Raw genomic sequence first — 19,951 nt, 5'->3', positions numbered from 1 at the left:
ACTTAATTATTTAACACTGGAAAAATCTCAAAGAAATAACCCTGCTGAAAGGTATCAGCTTGGGGAAAAATTGACACAGATCATGATTTCAGTACTCAGAAGTGAGTAATCTTGGTTACACCCCCAGGGAGGTCACCTGACAAAAAGGGATGATGCTAAGGTAAGGCTCTTTTAGTAAATTAGTGTGCTGACGCAGAAAGTAACTCTTTGTTTTACTTTGTGTTACGCAAGTCGTATCGGCTCTGTCTATACTGTGTGACGTATCGAGCGCTGGTTTACTAAAAGAGTTTAAACATTATCAGGAGAGCATTATGGCTGTTACTAATATCGCTGAACTGAACGCCCTCGTCGAGCGCGTTAAAAAAGCCCAGCGTGAATATGCCAATTTCACCCAAGAACAGGTTGATAAAATCTTCCGCGCGGCCGCACTGGCTGCTGCAGATGCTCGAATCCCTCTCGCTAAAATGGCCGTTGCCGAATCCGGCATGGGTATCGTGGAAGATAAAGTGATTAAAAACCACTTCGCTTCCGAGTATATCTACAACGCCTATAAAGATGAGAAAACCTGTGGCGTGCTGTCCGAAGACGACACCTTCGGTACCATCACCATCGCTGAACCTATCGGCATCATCTGCGGTATCGTTCCGACCACTAACCCAACGTCTACTGCTATCTTCAAATCACTGATTAGCCTGAAGACCCGTAACGCAATCATCTTCTCTCCACATCCACGTGCGAAAGATGCGACTAACAAAGCTGCGGATATCGTCCTTCAGGCGGCGATCGCTGCTGGTGCACCAAAAGATCTGATTGGCTGGATCGACCAACCTTCCGTTGAGCTCTCCAATGCGCTGATGCATCACCCGGACATTAACCTGATCCTGGCGACCGGTGGTCCTGGCATGGTTAAAGCCGCATACAGCTCCGGTAAACCAGCGATCGGTGTTGGCGCCGGTAACACACCTGTTGTTATCGACGAAACCGCTGACATCAAACGTGCCGTTGCGTCTGTACTGATGTCTAAAACCTTCGATAACGGCGTTATCTGTGCATCTGAACAGTCTGTTGTTGTCGTAGACTCTGTTTACGACGCCGTTCGTGAACGTTTCGCCAGCCACGGCGGCTACCTGCTGCAGGGCAAAGAGCTGAAAGCAGTTCAGGACATTATCCTGAAAAATGGCGCGCTGAACGCCGCTATCGTGGGTCAGCCAGCGTACAAAATCGCTGAACTTGCAGGCTTTACCGTCCCGGCTACAACCAAAATCCTGATCGGTGAAGTGAAAGTTGTCGACGAGAGCGAGCCGTTTGCACACGAAAAACTGTCTCCTACGCTTGCCATGTACCGTGCGAAAGATTTCGAAGACGCGGTAGAGAAAGCTGAGAAGCTGGTTGCCATGGGCGGTATCGGTCACACGTCTTGCCTGTACACCGACCAGGATAACCAGCCAGAACGCGTCGCTCACTTCGGTCAGATGATGAAAACTGCGCGTATCCTGATCAACACCCCTGCTTCCCAGGGTGGTATCGGTGACCTTTACAACTTCAAACTCGCACCTTCCCTGACTCTGGGTTGTGGTTCCTGGGGTGGTAACTCCATCTCTGAAAACGTTGGTCCAAAACACCTGATCAACAAGAAAACCGTTGCTAAGCGAGCTGAAAACATGTTGTGGCACAAACTTCCGAAATCTATCTACTTCCGCCGTGGCTCACTGCCAATCGCGCTGGATGAAGTGATTACTGATGGCCACAAACGTGCGCTCATCGTGACTGACCGTTTCCTGTTCAACAACGGCTACGCTGACCAGATTACCTCTGTGCTGAAAGCGGCTGGCGTTGAAACTGAAGTGTTCTTTGAAGTTGAAGCTGACCCTACCCTGAGCGTTGTACGTAAAGGTGCTGAGCTGGCTAACTCCTTCAAACCAGATGTGATTATCGCACTGGGCGGTGGTTCCCCAATGGATGCCGCGAAAATCATGTGGGTCATGTACGAGCACCCTGAAACCCACTTCGAAGAACTGGCGCTGCGCTTTATGGATATCCGTAAACGTATCTACAAGTTCCCGAAAATGGGCGTAAAAGCCAAAATGATCGCGGTAACCACTACTTCCGGTACCGGTTCAGAAGTTACACCATTTGCGGTAGTAACAGACGATGCGACAGGTCAGAAATACCCGCTGGCTGACTACGCGCTGACCCCAGACATGGCTATCGTTGATGCAAACCTGGTCATGGAAATGCCTAAGTCACTGTGTGCGTTCGGTGGTCTGGATGCGGTAACTCACGCCCTGGAAGCCTACGTTTCTGTACTGGCATCTGAGTTCTCTGACGGTCAGGCTCTGCAGGCTCTGAAACTGCTGAAAGAAAACCTGCCAGCGTCCTACAATGAAGGGTCTAAAAACCCGGTAGCACGTGAACGCGTTCACAGCGCAGCAACCATCGCCGGTATCGCGTTTGCCAACGCCTTCCTGGGTGTTTGCCACTCAATGGCGCACAAACTGGGCTCACAGTTCCACATTCCTCACGGTCTGGCGAACGCCCTGTTGATCAGCAACGTTATCCGTTATAACGCTAACGACAACCCAACTAAACAGACTGCTTTCAGCCAGTACGACCGTCCACAAGCACGTCGTCGCTATGCTGAAATCGCTGACCACCTTGGTCTGAGCGCACCGGGCGACCGTACTGCTGCGAAGATTGAGAAACTGCTGGCATGGCTGGAAAGCCTGAAAGCTGAGCTGGGTATTCCTAAATCTATCCGTGAAGCAGGCGTTCAGGAAGCTGACTTCCTCGCTCATGTAGATAAGCTGTCTGAAGATGCCTTCGATGACCAGTGTACTGGTGCTAACCCGCGCTACCCACTGATCTCCGAGCTGAAACAGATTCTGCTGGATACCTACTATGGTCGTGAGTTCAAAGAAGGTGATGTTGCCGCTGTGAAAACAGAAGTTCCTGTCATCAAAGCTGACAAGAAAGCGAAGAAAAGCGCTTAATTGACAGCAGCAGATGAAAAACCCGCCTTATTGGCGGGTTTTTTTATGTCTGAATAACAAGACTGACATTATTTTCTGTTGTCGTGCTGAATCGCCGTCAGCGAGCCTACAGACAACGCTTCTTTATAATGCTTACGGCAGACCGAAACATAGCGTTCATTACCGCCTATCACCACCTGCTCACCATCTGCATAAGGTTTACCGGCCTGGTCAAGACGAAGCACCATACTGGCTTTGCGACCGCAGAAGCAGATTGTTTTCAATTCAACAAGTTTATCCGACCAGGCAAGCAAATACTGACTCCCGGCAAAGAGCTCACCGCGAAAATCCGTGCGCAGACCGTAACAAAGAACGGGGATATCAAGCTCATCGACCACTTCTGACAGGGCATATACCTGTTCACGCGTCAGAAACTGGCTCTCATCTACCAGGACACAGTGAATCGGCTGCGCAGCATGTTCTGCATGAATGTCTTCAAACAGATCGGTTTTCGGGTTAAAAAGCCTCGCAGGCGACGAGAGTCCTATTCTTGAGCTCACCTTACCTGCGCCAAAGCGATCGTCAATTTCAGCCGTATAAACAACGGTACGCATCCCGCGCTCCTGGTAATTGTACGAGGATTGCAGCAACGCGGTGGATTTCCCGGCATTCATTGCCGAATAGTAGAAATAAAGTTGTGCCATTGGCCGTAAAACCCTAATCAATGTGTAATATTCCCGATGAGTCATTGTACCATATTTTGTCTGGTCATCAGCGATGTAGCACACAGGGGAAGCGTTTCAGCGCGGAGTTTACAACCTTCTTTTCATGAAAATAACCCGTTAAAACATGTAGTAAACGCCCTCTCCTCGGCCAATATGTTATATGTTCAGCAAAACATAACACTGCTTTTTATAGTGGAATCCCCGTTCATTAAAATTCACTATTTATTAACTATTTCAGTCTTAACATCACGGAGGGGAACTAATACAAAAGGCTGATATTTCTCCGCCGCAACTATAATTCCTGCGGGAAATGTCACAAAAAAAAGACACAATCGACCGGGTTAAGCAGCTTCCGGTGATAACAACCGAGACTGCCGGGTGGTGAAATTTAAGTTAGCGTAATTAATAATAGCGCCTTTATTTAGTATTTTTTGAATTCCTTACATTCCTGGCTATTGCACAACTGAATTTATGGCTCTATTATTAGGTCAACAAACCACCCCCCATTATAAGTTTGAGATTACTACAATGAGCGAAGCACTTAAAATTCTGAACAACATCCGTACTCTTCGTGCGCAGGCAAGAGAATGCACCCTCGAAACGCTTGAAGAAATGCTGGAAAAATTAGAAGTTGTAGTTAATGAACGTCGTGAAGAAGAAAGCGCTGCTGCGGCTGAAATCGAAGAACGTACTCGTAAACTGCAGCAATATCGTGAAATGCTGATTGCTGATGGTATCGATCCAAATGAATTGCTGAACAGCATGGCTGCCGCTAAAACCGGTACTAAAGCCAAGCGTGCGGCACGTCCTGCTAAATATAGCTACGTTGACGATAACGGCGAAACTAAAACCTGGACTGGCCAGGGTCGTACTCCTGCTGTAATCAAGAAAGCGATGGATGAGCAGGGTAAACAGCTGGACGACTTCCTGATCAAGGATTAATCGAGCCATATTCAGAAAAATCCCGCATATTGCGGGATTTTTTTTAACCTAAATTTGTCGCATACATCCTCTTACACTCTGTCATAAAGCATTATTTAGCAATTTCATCGACTGTACTTTCAGACAGGTTTTTGGGAGTGTTATGGGCATAAAAAAACCGGTGGGCAATGCCTCACCGGTTTCGAACATTTACAACCGTGGCTTATTTCTTAATACCTACGCTCTCTTTGAGCCAGGTTTTAAATTCTTCACCAAGGGTATTGTGGCGGATACCATATTCAACAAATGCCTGCATATAACCGAGCTTATTACCGCAGTCATGGCTCTTACCTTTCATATGGTAGGCCTCAACGGTCTCTTTCTCGATCAGCATATCGATGGCATCCGTCAGCTGGATCTCATCACCCGCGCCTGGAGGCGTTTTAGCCAGCAGAGGCCAGATTTCAGCACTCAGGACATAGCGACCTACAACGGCAAGGTTTGAAGGCGCTACGTCGGCTTTAGGCTTCTCTACGACACCAACCATTGGCACACTTTCGCCCGGCTCAAGGTTAACGCCTTTGCAGTCAACCACACCGTATGCCGTTACGTCTTCAACAGGCTCAACCATAATCTGGCTACTGCCGGTTTCGTCGAAACGTTTGATCATTTCAGCCAGGTTATCCTGAGAAAGATCGGATTCGTATTCGTCCAGAATTACGTCGGGCAGAATTACCGCTACAGGCTCATCACCTACAACAGGATGCGCACACATAACAGCGTGGCCCAGACCTTTAGCCAGGCCCTGACGAACCTGCATAATGGTGACGTGTGGAGGGCAAATAGATTGAACTTCTTCTAACAGCTGACGCTTAACACGCTTTTCCAGCATGGCTTCAAGTTCAAAGCTTGTATCGAAATGGTTTTCGATAGAGTTTTTAGATGAATGCGTAACCAGCACAATTTCAGTGATGCCGGCTGCGATACATTCATTAACGACATACTGGATTAATGGCTTATCAACCAGAGGCAGCATCTCTTTAGGAATCGCCTTAGTTGCTGGTAACATCCTGGTCCCCAATCCCGCTACCGGGATAACGGCCTTTCTGACTTTCGAATTTAGGGCAGCCATTCAAATTCTCCTGAGCTGTTCAAGTTTTGAACTTTTATGCAATAAATAACGCGTTGAGTATATCAGCCTCGCCCCGCAGTCCGGGTCTGAAAAGAACGCGTTGCCGATCAATTAGGACAAATACGCATGAATCTGGGCAGCGATAGTAGCACTCCCCGTAAAACACAGGTAAAGCAATCTTAAAATTAAGATCCAATTGCTTATTCCGTGGACAACATTAAGCGTAGCCGTCCCCCGGCGCCCCAAATTTGGCACTGCCAGGAGGAACAGCGGTGGCTAATTTGATTAAGATAAGCCGTTCCCAATGTCCCAAGCGGCACGCCGTTACTCACCTGAATATGATGTTCACCGGTATTCAGTGAAGCGTTGAGACCTGCTGAGACGAGGATCAGATTTTTTAAACCGCTGTGGTAATAGCCGACCAGCAGCGGGAACTGTCCGGGTAAATTGGCCTGACGAAAAAGCTGGTTTACTTGTTTGAGTAAACTGCCTAACTCCGGTAGCCGTTGTCCCTGATGCGATAACTGTTCCTGCAACAAACCATTAAATAGCGCGCGAAGAAGTAACGCGGCTAATACACCGTTATCCCCTGCCCGGGTGACATCCAGAGAATAAAACGCAAGGTCGGTATCAGATAAAGGTGCGATATCCAGCACCAGTCCGGGCTGGTCAGCAGCTACCAGCTGGCGATAATTTACGCGACAGTGTGAAATAGTTTGCTGCACGGGCGGCTGGAGCTCTTGCAATAGTTTCGCCGCAGCAGGCGGATTACTCACCAGGGCATCCCAGTCCTGGAAAAGACGCTCCTCTTCCTCTACTCGGGAATTAAACATATTGGGATAAAGGCACGCCAGGACCGTTTCACGCAGCCGGTTCAGATCCTTGACCGGTTTAAGCAGAATATCCTGGACGCCAAGACGTAATGCTTTGGCAATATCCGCCATATTCTCTGTGGCAGAGATCACCAGAATCGGCGTCTGGTTACCTTCGTTACGCAGATGTTCAACCAGCTTTAGTCCATTCATGCGCGGCATCGCTATGTCGCAAATCATCAAATCGGGCGTAATGCCGATCATTTTTTCCAGGGCGTCGATGCCATCTTCAGCCAGTGACGTCAGTGCGCCCAGCGAGGATAACCACGAATCCAGTAGCGATCGGAAAACGGGCTCGTCTTCAACAATCAAAATGTGTTTTCCGGCCAATGGCTGCGTCATGGTTCCTCCCCTGGCTGACAGTAACTAAATAGTGGCATGCGATCGGCACTATCGCCTGTCAGATTTTGCTGAAGTAGTCAAAAAAAGGTGCTTAACGTGCGGTCTGCACAAAAGGCAACAATTCGTCCATTTTCTTTTCGACGGCTAACGAGCCCGCTGCGATGGCGGCCTCAGCCCGATGGAAATCAAGAGTAGAGATTTGCGGACAGTACGGCTGAATAAGGATATCCGGAGGGTCGCCTGCCATACGGTTACGTTTAAGGCGATTCTCGAGTACCTGTATTGACGTGGTCATGATTTCTATCGCCGTCGGCGCGGTAACCGAGCGTCGCGCGGCCATACGCCCGATTCTGCCGCGCAGGCGCTCGTGCCAGGCAAGTTTCTCGCCCTCAGCATCTTCGCTCTGCAGATTGACCGGCATGAGATCCTGTTGCATCAGGTGGGCATCGTGCTGCAGATCGACGGCAATTACGATATCCGCCCCCATTGCACGGGTCAGAGAGATGGGAACCGGGTTAACGACGCCACCATCGACAAGCCAGTAACCGTTGTGTGGGACAGGCGCCATGAGTCCCGGCATACTGCAGGAGGCGCGTACGGCAAGATGGATATCCCCTTCGGTTAGCCAGAGTTCGCGTCCTGTACTGAGGTTCGTCGCGACGGCGCCAAAAGGCATCTGACAATCAGTGAAGTCTTCGAGAGGCATAACCTGGCGGAACTGGTTAAAAACGCGTTCGCCGCGCAACAGTCCACCACGCTGCCAGGAGAGGTCCATCAGACGCAGCACGTCCCAGTAGCTGAAGGAACGCACCCAGGTCTCGAGTTCCGTAAGCTTTCCGCACGCGTAAGCGGATCCGACAAGCGACCCGATAGAACACCCTGCGACAATATCTACGTCAATGCCCATCTTGTTTAAGGCATTAATCACGCCGATGTGTGACCATCCCCGGGCTGCACCTGAGCCCAGCGCCAGTCCAATTTTAACCTTTCTCATTAGCCCTGTTTTACTTCCCCTGGATTCCTGACATAGCGTCAACGCAACAGCTCAGTTAACATAGTGCTACCCGAAGCGTTTTACGCCTTTATTTTTTGTTCCAGGAAGAGAATCGTGTCTCAACTCTGCCCTTGTGGTAGCGCTCTGGAGTATAGCCTATGTTGCCAGCGATATCTGTCTGGCGATCAGGTTGCACCAGACCCGTCACACCTCATGCGTTCACGTTACACTGCTTTTGTGATCAAAGACGCAGACTACCTGATTAAAACCTGGCATCCCTCCTGCCACGCTGCCGAATTCAGAAAGGACATCGAAGCCGGCTTCGCGAACACGCAGTGGCTCGGCCTCACCGTCTATGAATCCTCTCCAGGCAGTCATGTTGATGAAGGTTACGTCAGCTTTGTAGCCCGTTTTAACGAGAATAATAAACCGGGGGCCATTATCGAACGTTCCCGGTTCTTAAAGGAAAGCGGGCAGTGGTATTATATTGACGGAACGCGCCCACAGTTTGGTCGTAACGATCCCTGCCCGTGTGGTTCAGGTAAAAAATTTAAAAAGTGTTGCGGGCAGTAATGCCTGACAACCCAGACTTCGCAAATACAAACAGGATTTCCCGGCGATGCAATCATTACAACGTAAAGTTCTGCGCACCATCTGTCCCGATCAAAAAGGGCTGATCGCACGAATTACCAACATTTGCTATAAACATGAACTGAATATCGTGCAGAACAACGAGTTCGTTGACCACCGTACCGGCCGCTTCTTTATGCGTACCGAACTGGAAGGTATTTTCAACGACACCACTCTGCTGGCCGATCTGGACAGCGCGCTTCCGGAGGGTTCCGTGCGCGAACTGACCCCAGCCGGTCGACGCCGCATCGTGATCCTGGTGACCAAAGAAGCACACTGTCTTGGCGACCTGCTGATGAAAGCAAACTACGGCGGTCTGGACGTCGAAATTGCTGCCGTTATTGGCAACCACGAGACGCTGCGCACGCTGGTCGAACGCTTTGATATTCCGTTCGAGCTGGTCAGCCACGAAGGCCATACGCGTGAAGAACACGACGATTTGATGGCCCAGGCCATTGAAGCGCATAACCCGGACTACGTGGTGCTGGCGAAATACATGCGCGTATTAACGCCATCTTTCGTGGCGCGTTTCCCGAACAAGATCATCAATATTCACCACTCGTTCCTGCCGGCCTTTATTGGTGCGCGTCCATACCACCAGGCGTACGAGCGTGGCGTGAAGATTATTGGCGCGACAGCCCACTACGTGAATGACAACCTGGACGAAGGTCCCATCATCATGCAGGACGTGATTCATGTGGATCACACTTACACCGCTGAGGACATGATGCGTGCAGGGCGTGACGTTGAGAAGAATGTGTTAAGCCGCGCGCTGTATCAGGTGCTGGCACAGCGTGTCTTCGTTTACGGCAACAGAACCATCATTCTTTAATCTTTCGGAAAATGAATTGATTAGCTTTGCGCCTTTACGGATAAAAAGCAGGCAAACAGCTTCATTTCCCTAAAGGAATGCTTTACAGGGGCGTCTCATTTGATATGATGCGCCCCGCTTCCAGCAGGAAGCAGGCCAGTAAAAAAGCATTACCCCGTGGTGGGGTTCCCGAGCGGCCAAAGGGAGCAGACTGTAAATCTGCCGTCATCGACTTCGAAGGTTCGAATCCTTCCCCCACCACCATCTCTCAGCACGACCTCAAAATTTGAATTACCCCTGGTGGGGTTCCCGAGCGGCCAAAGGGAGCAGACTGTAAATCTGCCGTCATCGACTTCGAAGGTTCGAATCCTTCCCCCACCACCATCACTTCCAAACGACACTTAACATTCTGCTCGCACCGTGCATCATGTATTTCCGCAAGGGGAAGGATGAGAAGCTTCGACTAAGGTTCGATTCGAGCGCAGCGAGAAAGCGTTGCCGCAGGCAACGACCCGAAGGGCGAGGCGCAACGCGCCGAGTAATCCTTCCCCTACCACCATCACTTCCAGCAACATCCCAAGTCATATTAAACCAAACACTCAACCGAATCCGCCTCTGTAGGCCGGGTAAGGCGCAGCCGCCACCCGGCAACAGATGGCTACATCGGCGGCAAACGACGCCTGACCGGTGAACTTTTCACAATCGACGTATTACACTGGGCATGTTCCGCCAGCCCATCCAGCAGCGCATCAAGCTGTTCGATTGACCTCACCACCAGCCTAATCACAAAACAATCTTCCCCGGTCACCTTGTCGCTCTCAATACACTCCGGCATCGCCTGAATGTACTTATCCACCTTATGCAACAGACCCGGTAAGGGGCGAACCCGTACCAGCGCCTGCAGCGTATACCCCAGCGCCGCCAGGTTCACCCGTGCACCATAACCCTCAATCACACCGCGCTCTTCCAGCCTTTTAAGACGTTCTGCCGTGCTGGGAGACGTCAGACCGATGCGGCCGCTGAGCACCTTCAACGACATGCGCGCATCCTCAACCAGGCAGGCTAAAATTTGCCGGTCGATATCATCGATAAGGTATTCCATCGCTTTCACCTAATTTTAAAAAGCCATTGCTGCATTTCACCTTATCTCATCCCTGTAAAACCCGACAGCGATTTTCGACAATAACGTCACTAATCAGGAGGTGGATAATGCGTGATTTACATACAGGCGTCTGGCAAATGAGCCTGGCGATGTTAATTTCCGGCTCTATCGGTGCGTTTGTTTTGCTGAGCGGTCTGCCGGTAATGGAAGTGGTGTTCTGGCGCTGTCTTATCGGGGCAATGGCACTTTTTATTTTTATCCGGGTGAGTCAAAAGCCCTTTAGCCCTCTCACCCGCACCACGCTGATGCTGGCTATTCTCGGCGGCGTAGCGCTCGTGGTGAACTGGCTGCTGCTCTTCGCGGCCTATGAACGGATCTCGATTGGTCTTTCGACCGTGGTCTATAACACCCAGCCGTTTATGCTGGTCCTGATGGGGATGTTTTTAGGCGAGCGCGTCAGCCTGGTGAAATGGGGCTGGCTGTTCCTCGCCTTTAGCGGCGTGGTGATCCTGCTCTCCAGCGAGCTGACCGGCGCGCATGGCGGTGAATGGCTCGCCGGAATCGGCCTGGCAATGGCCGCGGCCTTCTTCTACGCGCTGACGGCAATCATTGCACGCAAGCTGAAAACAATCGCGCCGCAGCATATTGCCTTTATCCAGGTGCTGACGGGCGTCGTGATGCTTTTGCCGTTTGCCAGCATGCCGTCATTTACCGGAGATTTTCCCTGGCCTACCCTGCTGACGCTGGGCATCGTCCATACCGGCATTATGTATCAGCTTCTCTATAGCGCGATTCAGAAGCTGCCTACCCCGATTACCGGTTCCCTGTCGTTTATCTATCCGGTGGTGGCAATTGTTGTCGATAATCTGGTGTTCGGACACTCGCTTAACCTGACGCAGCTGGCGGGCGGCGCGCTGATCCTGTTTGCTGCCGCAGGCAACAACCTGGGCTGGGGCGAAAAAAAACCCCGCGAGTGCGGGGTTGGCATCAAAACGGCGAATTAGCGACGGGCGCGCACAATCTGGTATTTGCGCGTCAGGTACTCTACCGGCGCGCTCCAGATATGCACCAGACGAGAGAACGGGAACAGCACAAACAGCGTCATCCCCAGCACCAGGTGAACGCGGAAGATAAACGCCACGCCGTCCAGGTTCTCAGATGCTCCGCTGTGGAAGGTCACCACGGACTGCGCCCAGCCGACCAGCTTCATCATTTCGCTGCCGTCCATATGCTGTGCCGAGAACGGAATGGTCAGCAGGCCCAGCGCACACTGCACCATCAGCAGGGAGAGGATCAGAATATCCGCTGCGGTCGTGGTCGCACGCACGCGCGGGCTGAACAGGCGACGTTTCAGCAGCAGCAGGCCACCGACTAAGGTCATCACCCCGCAGGCACCGCCGGCGATCATCGCCATCTTCTGCTTCACCTCAATCGGTAGCCACGCTTCATACATCCAGTGCGGCGTCAGCATCCCCAGGAAGTGACCGGCAAAAATGCCCAGAATACCGATGTGGAACAGGTTAGAGCCCACATGCATCCCTTTACGATCCAGCATCTGGCTGGAGGCCGCACGCCAGGTGTACTGGCCGTAGTCGTAGCGCAGCCAGCTTCCCACCAGGAACACGGTGCCCGCGATATACGGGTAAATGTCAAAGAAGAACATATTCAGGAAGTGCATTAGTGCCGTCCTCCGTTAGAGATATTCAAATATTGCGGGGCAACCGCGCCGGCAAAACGACGCTGGTGGGCAGAGATTTCAGACTCGCCGCAGTTCTGGTCAGCAAAGAATTTCACCTGCTCTTCTTCCCAGACCGCATCCAGCGCTTGTGGAGTATCGTCCCGGGCTTCATCCGCGATTTTCTCCGCCACTTTTTCGCTGTCGACCGAGGCGTTGGCCAGCTTCACCAGCAGATCGAACAGCACCGCATAGCGGCTCTCGCGCTGCTGAAGGCGCGCGCCGAGCAGCGCCAGGATCGGCGCGATGTCCTGCAGACCACCCAGCGCCTCCTCTTTCGGCAGCTGCGCCAGATACTCCAGATAGAGCGGCAGATGGTCCGGCAGCTCGCGGCTGTCGAGCTGCAGGCCGTGCTGTTCGTACTGGGCCATCAGGTCCACCATCGCCTGACCGCGGTCGCGGGATTCACCGTGAACGTGTTCAAACAGCAGCAACGAGGTTGCGCGCCCCCGATCAAACAGCTGGCTGTAGTCCGCCTGGGCATCCAGAAGGTCGCGCGCCAGCAGATCGCGGAGGAAAACGCCAAGCCGCTGGGCATCGTCTTTATCCAGGTTTTCAGATGACGCGAGCGCGTCAAAAAGCTCCTGCTGATGCTGCGCAAGCGCAGCATCCGGGTACTCGAGCAGACGCGAAACAATGACAAGTTCAATCATGAGTGCGGCTCCGTTTTACTGGTCACATCCATGGCGTCGATGCGGCGGCTGTTGAACAGGTTGAATTTACTGTCTGACCCGTGGCAACCGTCGCCAAATGTAAAGCCACAGCCATTTTTTTCCGGGAAGGCTTCGCGGGCCAGCTCTCGGTGGCTGCTCGGCACCACGAACCGGTCTTCGTAGTTGGCAATCGCCAGATAGCGGTACATCTCCTGCGCCTGCGCTTCGGTCAGGCCGACCTCTTCCAGCGCGCGGGTATCGGTTACGCCATCAACGGTTTCGGCACGCTTGAAGTGGCGCATCGCCAGCATACGCTTCAGCGCCAGCAGTACCGGCTGGGTATCGCCTGCGGTCAGCAGGTTAGCCAGGTACTGAACCGGGATACGCAGACTCTCCACGTCCGGCAGAATGCCGTTGCTGCCCAGCTCACCCGCGTCAGCGGCAGACTGAATCGGCGACAGCGGCGGCACGTACCAGACCATCGGCAGCGTGCGGTATTCCGGATGCAGCGGCAGGGCCAGCTTCCAGTCCATCGCCATTTTGTACACCGGAGACTGCTGCGCGGCGTCAATCACGCTCTGCGGAATGCCGTCCTTCAGGGCCTGCTCAATGACCTTCGGATCGTTCGGATCGAGAAACACGTCCAGCTGACGCTGATACAGATCTTTCTCGTTCTCGGTGCTCGCGGCGTTTTCAATCGCGTCCGCGTCGTACAGCAGCACGCCGAGGTAGCGAATACGGCCTACGCAGCTTTCGGAACAGACGGTTGGCATCCCAGCTTCAATACGCGGGTAGCAGAAGATGCACTTCTCTGACTTGCCACTCTTCCAGTTGAAGTAGATCTTTTTGTACGGGCAACCGGTTATGCACATACGCCAGCCGCGGCACTTGTCCTGGTCGATCAGCACGATGCCGTCTTCTTCACGCTTGTAGATCGCGCCGCTCGGGCAGGTCGCCACGCACGCCGGGTTGAGGCAGTGCTCGCACAGGCGCGGCAGATACATCATGAAGGTGTTTTCGAACTGGCCGTACATCGCCTTCTGCATATTCTCGAAGTTCTGGTCTTTGGCACGTTTCTCGAACTCGCCGCCCAGAATCTCCTCCCAGTTTGGACCGCTGGTGATCTTGTCCATGCGCTGACCGGTGATCAGCGAGCGAGGACGGGCAATCGGCTGGTGTTTGCTTTCCGGCGCGTTGTGCAGGTTCTGGTAGTCGTAATCAAACGGCTCGTAGTAATCGTCGATGCCCGGCAGGTGCGGGTTGGCGAAGATTTTTCCCAGAAGCCAAGCGCGGTTGCCCATGCGCGGCTGCAGCTTGCCGTTGATTTTACGGATCCAGCCGCCCTTCCACTTCTCCTGGTTTTCCCAGTCGGTCGGGAAGCCGGTGCCCGGCTTGCTTTCCACGTTGTTGAACCAGGCGTATTCCATACCTTCGCGGCTGGTCCAGACGTTTTTACAGGTGACCGAGCAGGTATGGCAGCCGATGCATTTATCCAGATTCAGCACCATGCCGACTTGTGAACGAATTTTCATTTTACGCTCTCCTGTACCTGGTCATTACCTTCGCCGTCTAACCAGTTAATGTTCTTCATCTTACGTACCACCACGAACTCATCGCGGTTCGATCCTACGGTGCCGTAGTAGTTAAAGCCGTAGGCCAGCTGTGCATAACCACCGATCATGTGGGTCGGCTTAGGCGTAATGCGGGTCACGGAGTTGTGGATCCCGCCGCGCTGCTCGGTAATTTCTGACCCCGGCAGGTTAACGATACGTTCCTGCGCGTGGTACATCATGGTCATCCCGGCCGGTACGCGCTGGCTCACCACCGCACGCGCCGTCAGGGCACCGTTGCTGTTGAACACTTCGATCCAGTCGTTATCTTCAATACCCAGGTCTTTGGCGTCCGTTTCGCTCATCCAGACAATCGGACCGCCGCGCGACAGGGTCAGCATCAGCAGGTTGTCGCTGTAGGTGGAGTGGATACCCCACTTCTGATGCGGCGTCAGGAAGTTCAGCGCCTTCTCCGGGTTACCGTTCGATTTCGCGCCCATCACCGCTTTCACGGAGCGGGTGTCGATTGGCGGACGGTAAACCAGCAGGCTTTCACCGAAGTCGCGCATCCACTGGTGATCCTGATACAGCGACTGTCGGCCTGACAGGGTGCGCCACGGGATCAGCTCGTGAACGTTGGTGTAGCCCGCGTTGTAGGACACATGCTCGTCTTCCAGGCCTGACCAGGTCGGGCTGGAGATAATCTTGCGCGGCTGGGCCTGAATATCGCGGAAGCGGATTTTCTCTTCCTCTTTATTCTTCGCCAGGTGCGTATGGTCGCGACCGGTGAACTCGCTCAGGGCCGCCCAGGCCTTCACCGCAACGTGGCCGTTGGTTTCCGGGGCCAGGGTCAGGATCATCTCCGCCGCATCAATTGCCGTATTCAGCATTGGCTGGCCTTTCGCCGGACCGTCCGCTTTGGTGTAGTTGAGCTTGCGCAGCAGGTCCATTTCGCTCTGGGTGTTCCAGGCGATGCCTTTCCCGCCGTTACCGATTTTCTCCATCAGCGGACCGATAGAAGTAAAGCGCTCGTACGTTGCCGGGTAGTCACGTTCAACCGGAATGATGTGCGGCGCGGTCACGCCCGGGATCAGGTCGCATTCGCCTTTTTTCCAGTCCTTCACGTCCAGCGGCTGCGCCAGTTCGGCGGCAGAGTCGTGCTGGATTGGCAGCGTCACCACGTCGGTCTCTTTGCCCAGGTGACCTACGCAGACTTCGGAGAATTTCTTCGCGATGTCTTTGTAGATATCCCAGTCGCTTTTCGATTCCCACGCCGGGTCAACGGCGGCAGACAGCGGATGAATAAACGGATGCATATCCGAGGTATTCATGTCGTCTTTTTCGTACCAGGTCGCGGTTGGCAGCACGATGTCGGAGTACAGGCAGGTGCTGGACAGACGGAAGTCGAGGGTCACCACCAGATCCAGCTTGCCGTCGAGACCGTTGTCTTTCCACTCCACCTCTTCCGGCTTCACGCCGCCCTGCTTGCCGAGATCTTTCCCCTGGATACCGTTTTCAGTACCGAGCAGGTACTTCAGCATGTACTCGTGGCCTTTACCGGACGAGCCCAGCAGGTTGGAGCGCCAGATGAACAGGTTGCGCGGGTGGTTTTTACCGTTTTCCGGCTGTTCCGCCGCGAAGCGGATTGAGCCATCCTTCAGCGATTTCACGGTGTAATCCACCGGTGACATACCCGCCTGCTTCGCCTCTTGTGCAATGCGCAGCGGGTTAGTGCCCAGCTGCGGTGCCGACGGCAGCCAGCCCATGCGCTCGGCGCGCACGTTGAAGTCAATAAGGTGGCCGCTGTAGCGGGATTTATCCGCCATCGGCGACAGCAGCTCCTGCGCGGTGACCGTCTCGTAGCGCCACTGGCTGGAGTGGTTATAGAAGTAAGAGGTGCTGTTCATGTGGCGTGCAGGACGCTGCCAGTCGAGGGCAAACGCCAGCGGCTGCCAGCCGGTCTGCGGACGCAGTTTCTCCTGGCCAACGTAGTGCGCCCAGCCGCCGCCGCTCTGACCGACGCAGCCGCAGAAGATCAGCATGTTGATCAGGCCACGGTAGTTCATGTCGAGGTGATACCAGTGGTTCAGACCGGCACCGACGATGATCATCGAACGGCCGTGCGTTTTGTCCGCGTTTTCTGCGAACTCACGTGCGATACGGGTAATGTGCGCGCGTGGCACGCCGGTAATCTGTTCCGCCCAGGCCGGAGTGTAGGCCTTCACGTCGTCATAGCCGGTTGCACAGTTTTCATCGCCCAGGCCGCGCTCCAGACCGTAGTTCGCCATGGTCAGGTCATAGACGGTGGTGACCAGCGCGGTAGAGCCGTCGGCAAGCTGCAGGCGTTTCACCGGCAGCTTGTGCATCAGTACGTTTTTCAGTTCAACCTTGTTGAAGTGCTCGGAACCTTCGCCGCCGAAGTACGGGAACCCGACCTCGGCGATCTCGTCCTGGCTACCCAGCATGCTGAGGCGCAGCTCAGTCTCTTCGCCGGTGGTGCCGTTACGTTGCTCAAGGTTCCACTTGCCCTTCTCGCCCCAGCGGAAGCCGATAGAGCCGTTTGGCGCCACCAGCTCGCCGTTGCTGTTATAGGCAACGGTTTTCCACTCTGGGTTATTTTCCTGACCCAGCGCGTCCACCAGATCGGCAGCACGCAGCGTACGCCCTGCGGCATAGTAGCCGTCACGCTCTTCCAGCATGACCAGCATTGGCATGTCGGTGTAGCGGCGGACGTAGTCGGTGAAGTACTGGCTTGGCTTATCAAGATGGAACTCGCGCAGCATGACGTGGCCCATCGCCATCGCCATCGCGGCATCGGTACCCTGTTTCGGTGCCAGCCACAGATCGCAGAGCTTGGCGATTTCCGCGTAGTCAGGGGTTACCGCCACGGTTTTAGTGCCTTTGTAACGGACTTCAGTAAAGAAGTGCGCGTCCGGCGTACGGGTCTGAGGCACGTTTGAGCCCCAGGCGATAATGTAGCTGGAGTTGTACCAGTCGGCGGACTCCGGCACGTCGGTCTGTTCGCCCCAGGTCTGCGGAGACGCCGGCGGCAGGTCGCAGTACCAATCGTAGAAGCTCAGGCAGGTACCGCCGATAAGTGACAGATAGCGCGCGCCGGAAGCGTAAGAAACCATCGACATCGCCGGGATCGGCGAAAAGCCCGCCACGCGGTCAGGACCGTAGGTTTTAACGGTATAGACGTTGGAGGCGGCAATCAGCTCGTTCACTTCTTTCCATGAGGAACGCACAAAGCCGCCGCGGCCGCGAGCCTGCTTGAAGCTTTTCGCTTTATCCGCGTCTTCAATGATGGAGGCCCAGGCATCAACCGGATCGCTGTGCTGCGCTTTCGCTTCACGCCACATTTTCATCAGACGCTTGCGCATCAGCGGATATTTCAGACGGTTAGCGCTGTAGAGATACCAGGAGTAGCTGGCGCCACGCGGGCAGCCGCGCGGTTCATGGTTTGGCATATCCGGGCGGGTGCGCGGGTAGTCGGTCTGCTGCATTTCCCAGGTCACCAGACCATTTTTAACGAAAATCTTCCAGCTGCATGAGCCAGTACAGTTCACGCCGTGGGTCGAACGGACGACTTTGTCATGCTGCCAGCGCTGACGGTAACCGTCTTCCCAGTCCCGGTTGGTATCCAGAACCTGGCCGTGCCCATCGGCAAAAGTTTCCCCCTTCTGTTTGAAGTAGCGAAACCGGTCCAAAAATTTGCTCATCGGGTATCTCCTGTATGGAGCCTGTGGCTCTCTAAATCGACATTGCTGATTTGCAGCGAAGGTAACGCCCTGAAAGAGGGGGAGAATTGATAACGATCAAGACGAGGAGGGACTCTCAGGCGAGGGGTTACACCGAATACCACCAAAGCGGTATCTCCAAAAAATCCATATCAATATGAAAAATAAGGCTAATTTTATTTCATCGTACAAAAAGCCAGTCGGAATTTAACATCTCAGGTATTAAGGGGTAGACCCACCTGCAAAGCGATGGCGATCGCAGTGCCCCCGCAGGCGTCTGTCGAAAAAGTCGTGAGTATGTTGTAACTATTACTCAGGATAAAAAAACGCGGCCCGAAGGCCGCGTAAACGGATAATCACACTTACTTATTTTTTTTGGTATTACGGCCATATACCAGCCACGTAATCACGACGCAGGCGATATAGAAGACGAGGAAAACTTTCATGGCGCCAGCCGGAGAGCCGGTCAGATCCAGAGAGATACCGAACGCTTTCGGGATAAAGAAGCCGCCAATCGCGCCGATGGCTGAGATAAAGCCCAGCGCCGCAGCCGTATCCGTCGCCGCTTCGCGCATTGCCTGCTCTTCGCTCCCGCCCTGCGCTTTCACGCGATCCATCGTCAGCTTACGGAAGATCACGGAGATCATCTGGAAGGTGGACGCACTCCCCAGCCCCGCCGTCAGGAACAGCACCATAAACACGCCGAAGAAGGCGATGAAGTTACCGCCCTGCCCGTCGGCCGGCAGCGTGAGGAACAGCAGCGCGCAGAAGACCGCCATCACGATGAAGTTAACCAGCGTCACGCGGGTACCGCCCAGGCGGTCAGACACCATGCCGCCCAGCGAGCGAGCAAGGGCGCCAATAAATGGGCCGAAGAAGGCAAAGTGCAGTATCTGCACGTCCGGGAACTGCGTTTTCGACAGCATCGCGAAGCCCGCCGAGAAGCCGATAAACGAACCGAAGGTGGCCAGATACAGCAGCGCCATCACCCAGAGGTGTCCACGCTTCAGCACCGGCAGCTGTTCGCTCAGCGACGCCTTCGACGCGGACAGGTCGTTCATAAAGAACCAGGCTGCGAGGGTGAAGACCACCAGGAAAGGTACCCAGATCCAGGCGGCGTTCTGCAGATAGAGGGAAGAACCATCCGCCTGCTCAACGCCACCGCCGCCAAAGGCCGCAAAAATAGAAACAGAGATCGCCAGCGGGGCAATCAGCTGCATCACGCTCACGCCCATATTGCCCAGACCGCCGTTAATACCCAGCGCGCCGCCCTGCTTCGCTTTCGGGAAGAAGAAGCTGATGTTTGCCATGCTGGAGGCGAAGTTCGCACCCGCAAAACCGCACAGCAGGGAGATAATCACGAACACGCTGAACGGCGTAGAGGTATCCTGCACCGCGAAGCCGAGCCAGACGCAGGGAACGATCATGATGCCCGTACTGAATGCCGTCCAGCGACGGCCGCCAAAGACCGGCACCATAAACGCGTAAGGCACACGCAGCAGCGCGCCTGACAGCGACGGCAGCGCGGTCAGCATAAACAGCTGATCGGTCGTAAACGTAAAACCCACTTTCGGCAGGTTTACCGCCACCGCACTAAACAACATCCATACGCAAAACGCCAATAACAAACACGGCACGGAAATCCAAAGATTCCGGCTTGCTACACGATGGCCGCGCTGTTGCCAGAACGCCGGATCCTCTGGACGCCAGTCTGTAATAACGGCACCATTTTCCCTTTCGGGAGCGGATGAGTGACTCATAGACACCTCTGATTC

At 54.0% G+C, this 19,951-nt stretch carries 15 protein-coding genes, 2 tRNA genes and 1 other RNA gene; 8 read left to right on the top strand and 10 right to left on the bottom strand.

Annotation, left to right across the window (positions count from 1 at the left end; all coding sequences use genetic code 11):
• The first annotated feature begins 311 nt into the window (after positions 1-311).
• Complete coding sequence (adhE, locus tag UR504_RS12095) at positions 312-2,990, top strand: bifunctional acetaldehyde-CoA/alcohol dehydrogenase (protein WP_059446810.1); 2,679 nt, start codon at positions 312-314, stop codon at positions 2,988-2,990.
• Positions 2,991-3,058: 68 nt separating this feature from the next.
• On the opposite strand, the gene tdk is transcribed toward adhE, so the two are convergent.
• Positions 3,059-3,673, bottom strand: a complete 615-nt coding sequence (gene tdk, locus UR504_RS12090; protein WP_111965933.1) for a thymidine kinase — start codon at positions 3,671-3,673, stop codon at positions 3,059-3,061.
• Between the two features lie 549 nt (positions 3,674-4,222).
• Here tdk and hns point away from each other — a divergent pair.
• Entirely contained in the window at positions 4,223-4,636 is a 414-nt protein-coding gene (gene hns, locus UR504_RS12085) for a histone-like nucleoid-structuring protein H-NS (protein ID WP_320739724.1), read from the top strand.
• Positions 4,637-4,838: 202 nt separating this feature from the next.
• Here hns and galU read toward each other — a convergent pair whose 3' ends face one another.
• The 3 genes from galU to rssA form a co-directional block, all read right to left on the bottom strand.
• Positions 4,839-5,747, bottom strand: coding sequence for a UTP--glucose-1-phosphate uridylyltransferase GalU (galU, locus tag UR504_RS12080; RefSeq protein WP_008502780.1), 909 nt, complete (start codon positions 5,745-5,747; stop codon positions 4,839-4,841).
• A 200-nt stretch (positions 5,748-5,947) separates the two neighbouring features.
• The gene (gene rssB / locus UR504_RS12075; RefSeq protein ID WP_223579115.1) at positions 5,948-6,961 is read right to left on the bottom strand and encodes a two-component system response regulator RssB; all 1,014 of its coding nucleotides are present in this window, start codon (positions 6,959-6,961) and stop codon (positions 5,948-5,950) included.
• A gap of 91 nt (positions 6,962-7,052) precedes the next feature.
• Positions 7,053-7,955: a patatin-like phospholipase RssA gene (rssA, locus tag UR504_RS12070; RefSeq protein ID WP_274239850.1), complete on the bottom strand. Its 903-nt coding sequence runs from the start codon at positions 7,953-7,955 to the stop codon at positions 7,053-7,055.
• 114 nt (positions 7,956-8,069) lie between these two features.
• On the opposite strand from rssA, the gene UR504_RS12065 reads away from it, so the two are divergent.
• From UR504_RS12065 to UR504_RS12045, 5 genes are all read left to right on the top strand, one after another.
• Positions 8,070-8,528: a YchJ family protein gene (locus UR504_RS12065; RefSeq protein ID WP_127731315.1), complete on the top strand. Its 459-nt coding sequence runs from the start codon at positions 8,070-8,072 to the stop codon at positions 8,526-8,528.
• 46 nt (positions 8,529-8,574) lie between these two features.
• Entirely contained in the window at positions 8,575-9,417 is an 843-nt protein-coding gene (purU, locus tag UR504_RS12060) for a formyltetrahydrofolate deformylase (protein WP_023312104.1), read from the top strand.
• A 158-nt stretch (positions 9,418-9,575) separates the two neighbouring features.
• Positions 9,576-9,660 (top strand) — tRNA-Tyr (locus tag UR504_RS12055).
• A 35-nt stretch (positions 9,661-9,695) separates the two neighbouring features.
• Positions 9,696-9,780: transfer RNA gene (locus UR504_RS12050), tRNA-Tyr, on the top strand.
• Between the two features lie 44 nt (positions 9,781-9,824).
• Positions 9,825-9,955: non-coding RNA, RtT sRNA (locus tag UR504_RS12045), on the top strand.
• A 99-nt stretch (positions 9,956-10,054) separates the two neighbouring features.
• On the opposite strand, the gene UR504_RS12040 is transcribed toward UR504_RS12045, so the two are convergent.
• The gene (locus UR504_RS12040; RefSeq protein ID WP_127731317.1) at positions 10,055-10,498 is read right to left on the bottom strand and encodes an Lrp/AsnC family transcriptional regulator; all 444 of its coding nucleotides are present in this window, start codon (positions 10,496-10,498) and stop codon (positions 10,055-10,057) included.
• 107 nt (positions 10,499-10,605) lie between these two features.
• Between UR504_RS12040 and UR504_RS12035 the strand changes: the two genes are divergently transcribed.
• Positions 10,606-11,502 (top strand): DMT family transporter, encoded by an 897-nt coding sequence (locus UR504_RS12035; protein WP_302235322.1) that lies wholly within the window; start codon positions 10,606-10,608, stop codon positions 11,500-11,502.
• On the opposite strand, the gene narI is transcribed toward UR504_RS12035, so the two are convergent.
• The 5 genes from narI to UR504_RS12010 all read right to left on the bottom strand — a co-directional run bounded on the left by narI (position 11,499) and on the right by UR504_RS12010 (position 19,936).
• On the bottom strand, positions 11,499-12,176 hold the full coding sequence (gene narI / locus UR504_RS12030) for a respiratory nitrate reductase subunit gamma (protein WP_302235321.1): 678 nt from the start codon (positions 12,174-12,176) through the stop codon (positions 11,499-11,501). The genes UR504_RS12035 and narI overlap by 4 nt on opposite strands.
• Entirely contained in the window at positions 12,176-12,886 is a 711-nt protein-coding gene (gene narJ, locus UR504_RS12025) for a nitrate reductase molybdenum cofactor assembly chaperone (protein ID WP_047741766.1), read from the bottom strand. The genes narI and narJ overlap by 1 nt, the downstream gene beginning before the upstream one ends.
• Positions 12,883-14,418 carry a nitrate reductase subunit beta gene (gene narH / locus UR504_RS12020; RefSeq protein WP_115875464.1) on the bottom strand — a complete coding sequence of 512 codons (1,536 nt, stop codon included), beginning with the start codon at positions 14,416-14,418 and terminating at the stop codon, positions 12,883-12,885. Before narH ends, narJ begins: the two co-directional genes overlap by 4 nt.
• The gene (locus tag UR504_RS12015; protein ID WP_302235320.1) at positions 14,415-18,158 is read right to left on the bottom strand and encodes a nitrate reductase subunit alpha; all 3,744 of its coding nucleotides are present in this window, start codon (positions 18,156-18,158) and stop codon (positions 14,415-14,417) included. The genes narH and UR504_RS12015 overlap by 4 nt, the downstream gene beginning before the upstream one ends.
• Positions 18,159-18,538: 380 nt before the next feature.
• Complete coding sequence (locus tag UR504_RS12010) at positions 18,539-19,936, bottom strand: NarK family nitrate/nitrite MFS transporter (protein ID WP_302235319.1); 1,398 nt, start codon at positions 19,934-19,936, stop codon at positions 18,539-18,541.
• Between the last annotated feature and the right edge of the window lie 15 nt (positions 19,937-19,951).

The sequence above is a fragment of the Enterobacter sp. 241F3 genome, assembly GCF_034106785.1.
In the GTDB taxonomy this organism is placed as follows: Bacteria; Pseudomonadota; Gammaproteobacteria; order Enterobacterales; family Enterobacteriaceae; genus Enterobacter; species Enterobacter vonholyi.
The sequence above is the reverse complement of the archived record's forward strand: the minus strand, read 5'-3'. Positions and strand labels throughout refer to the sequence as shown.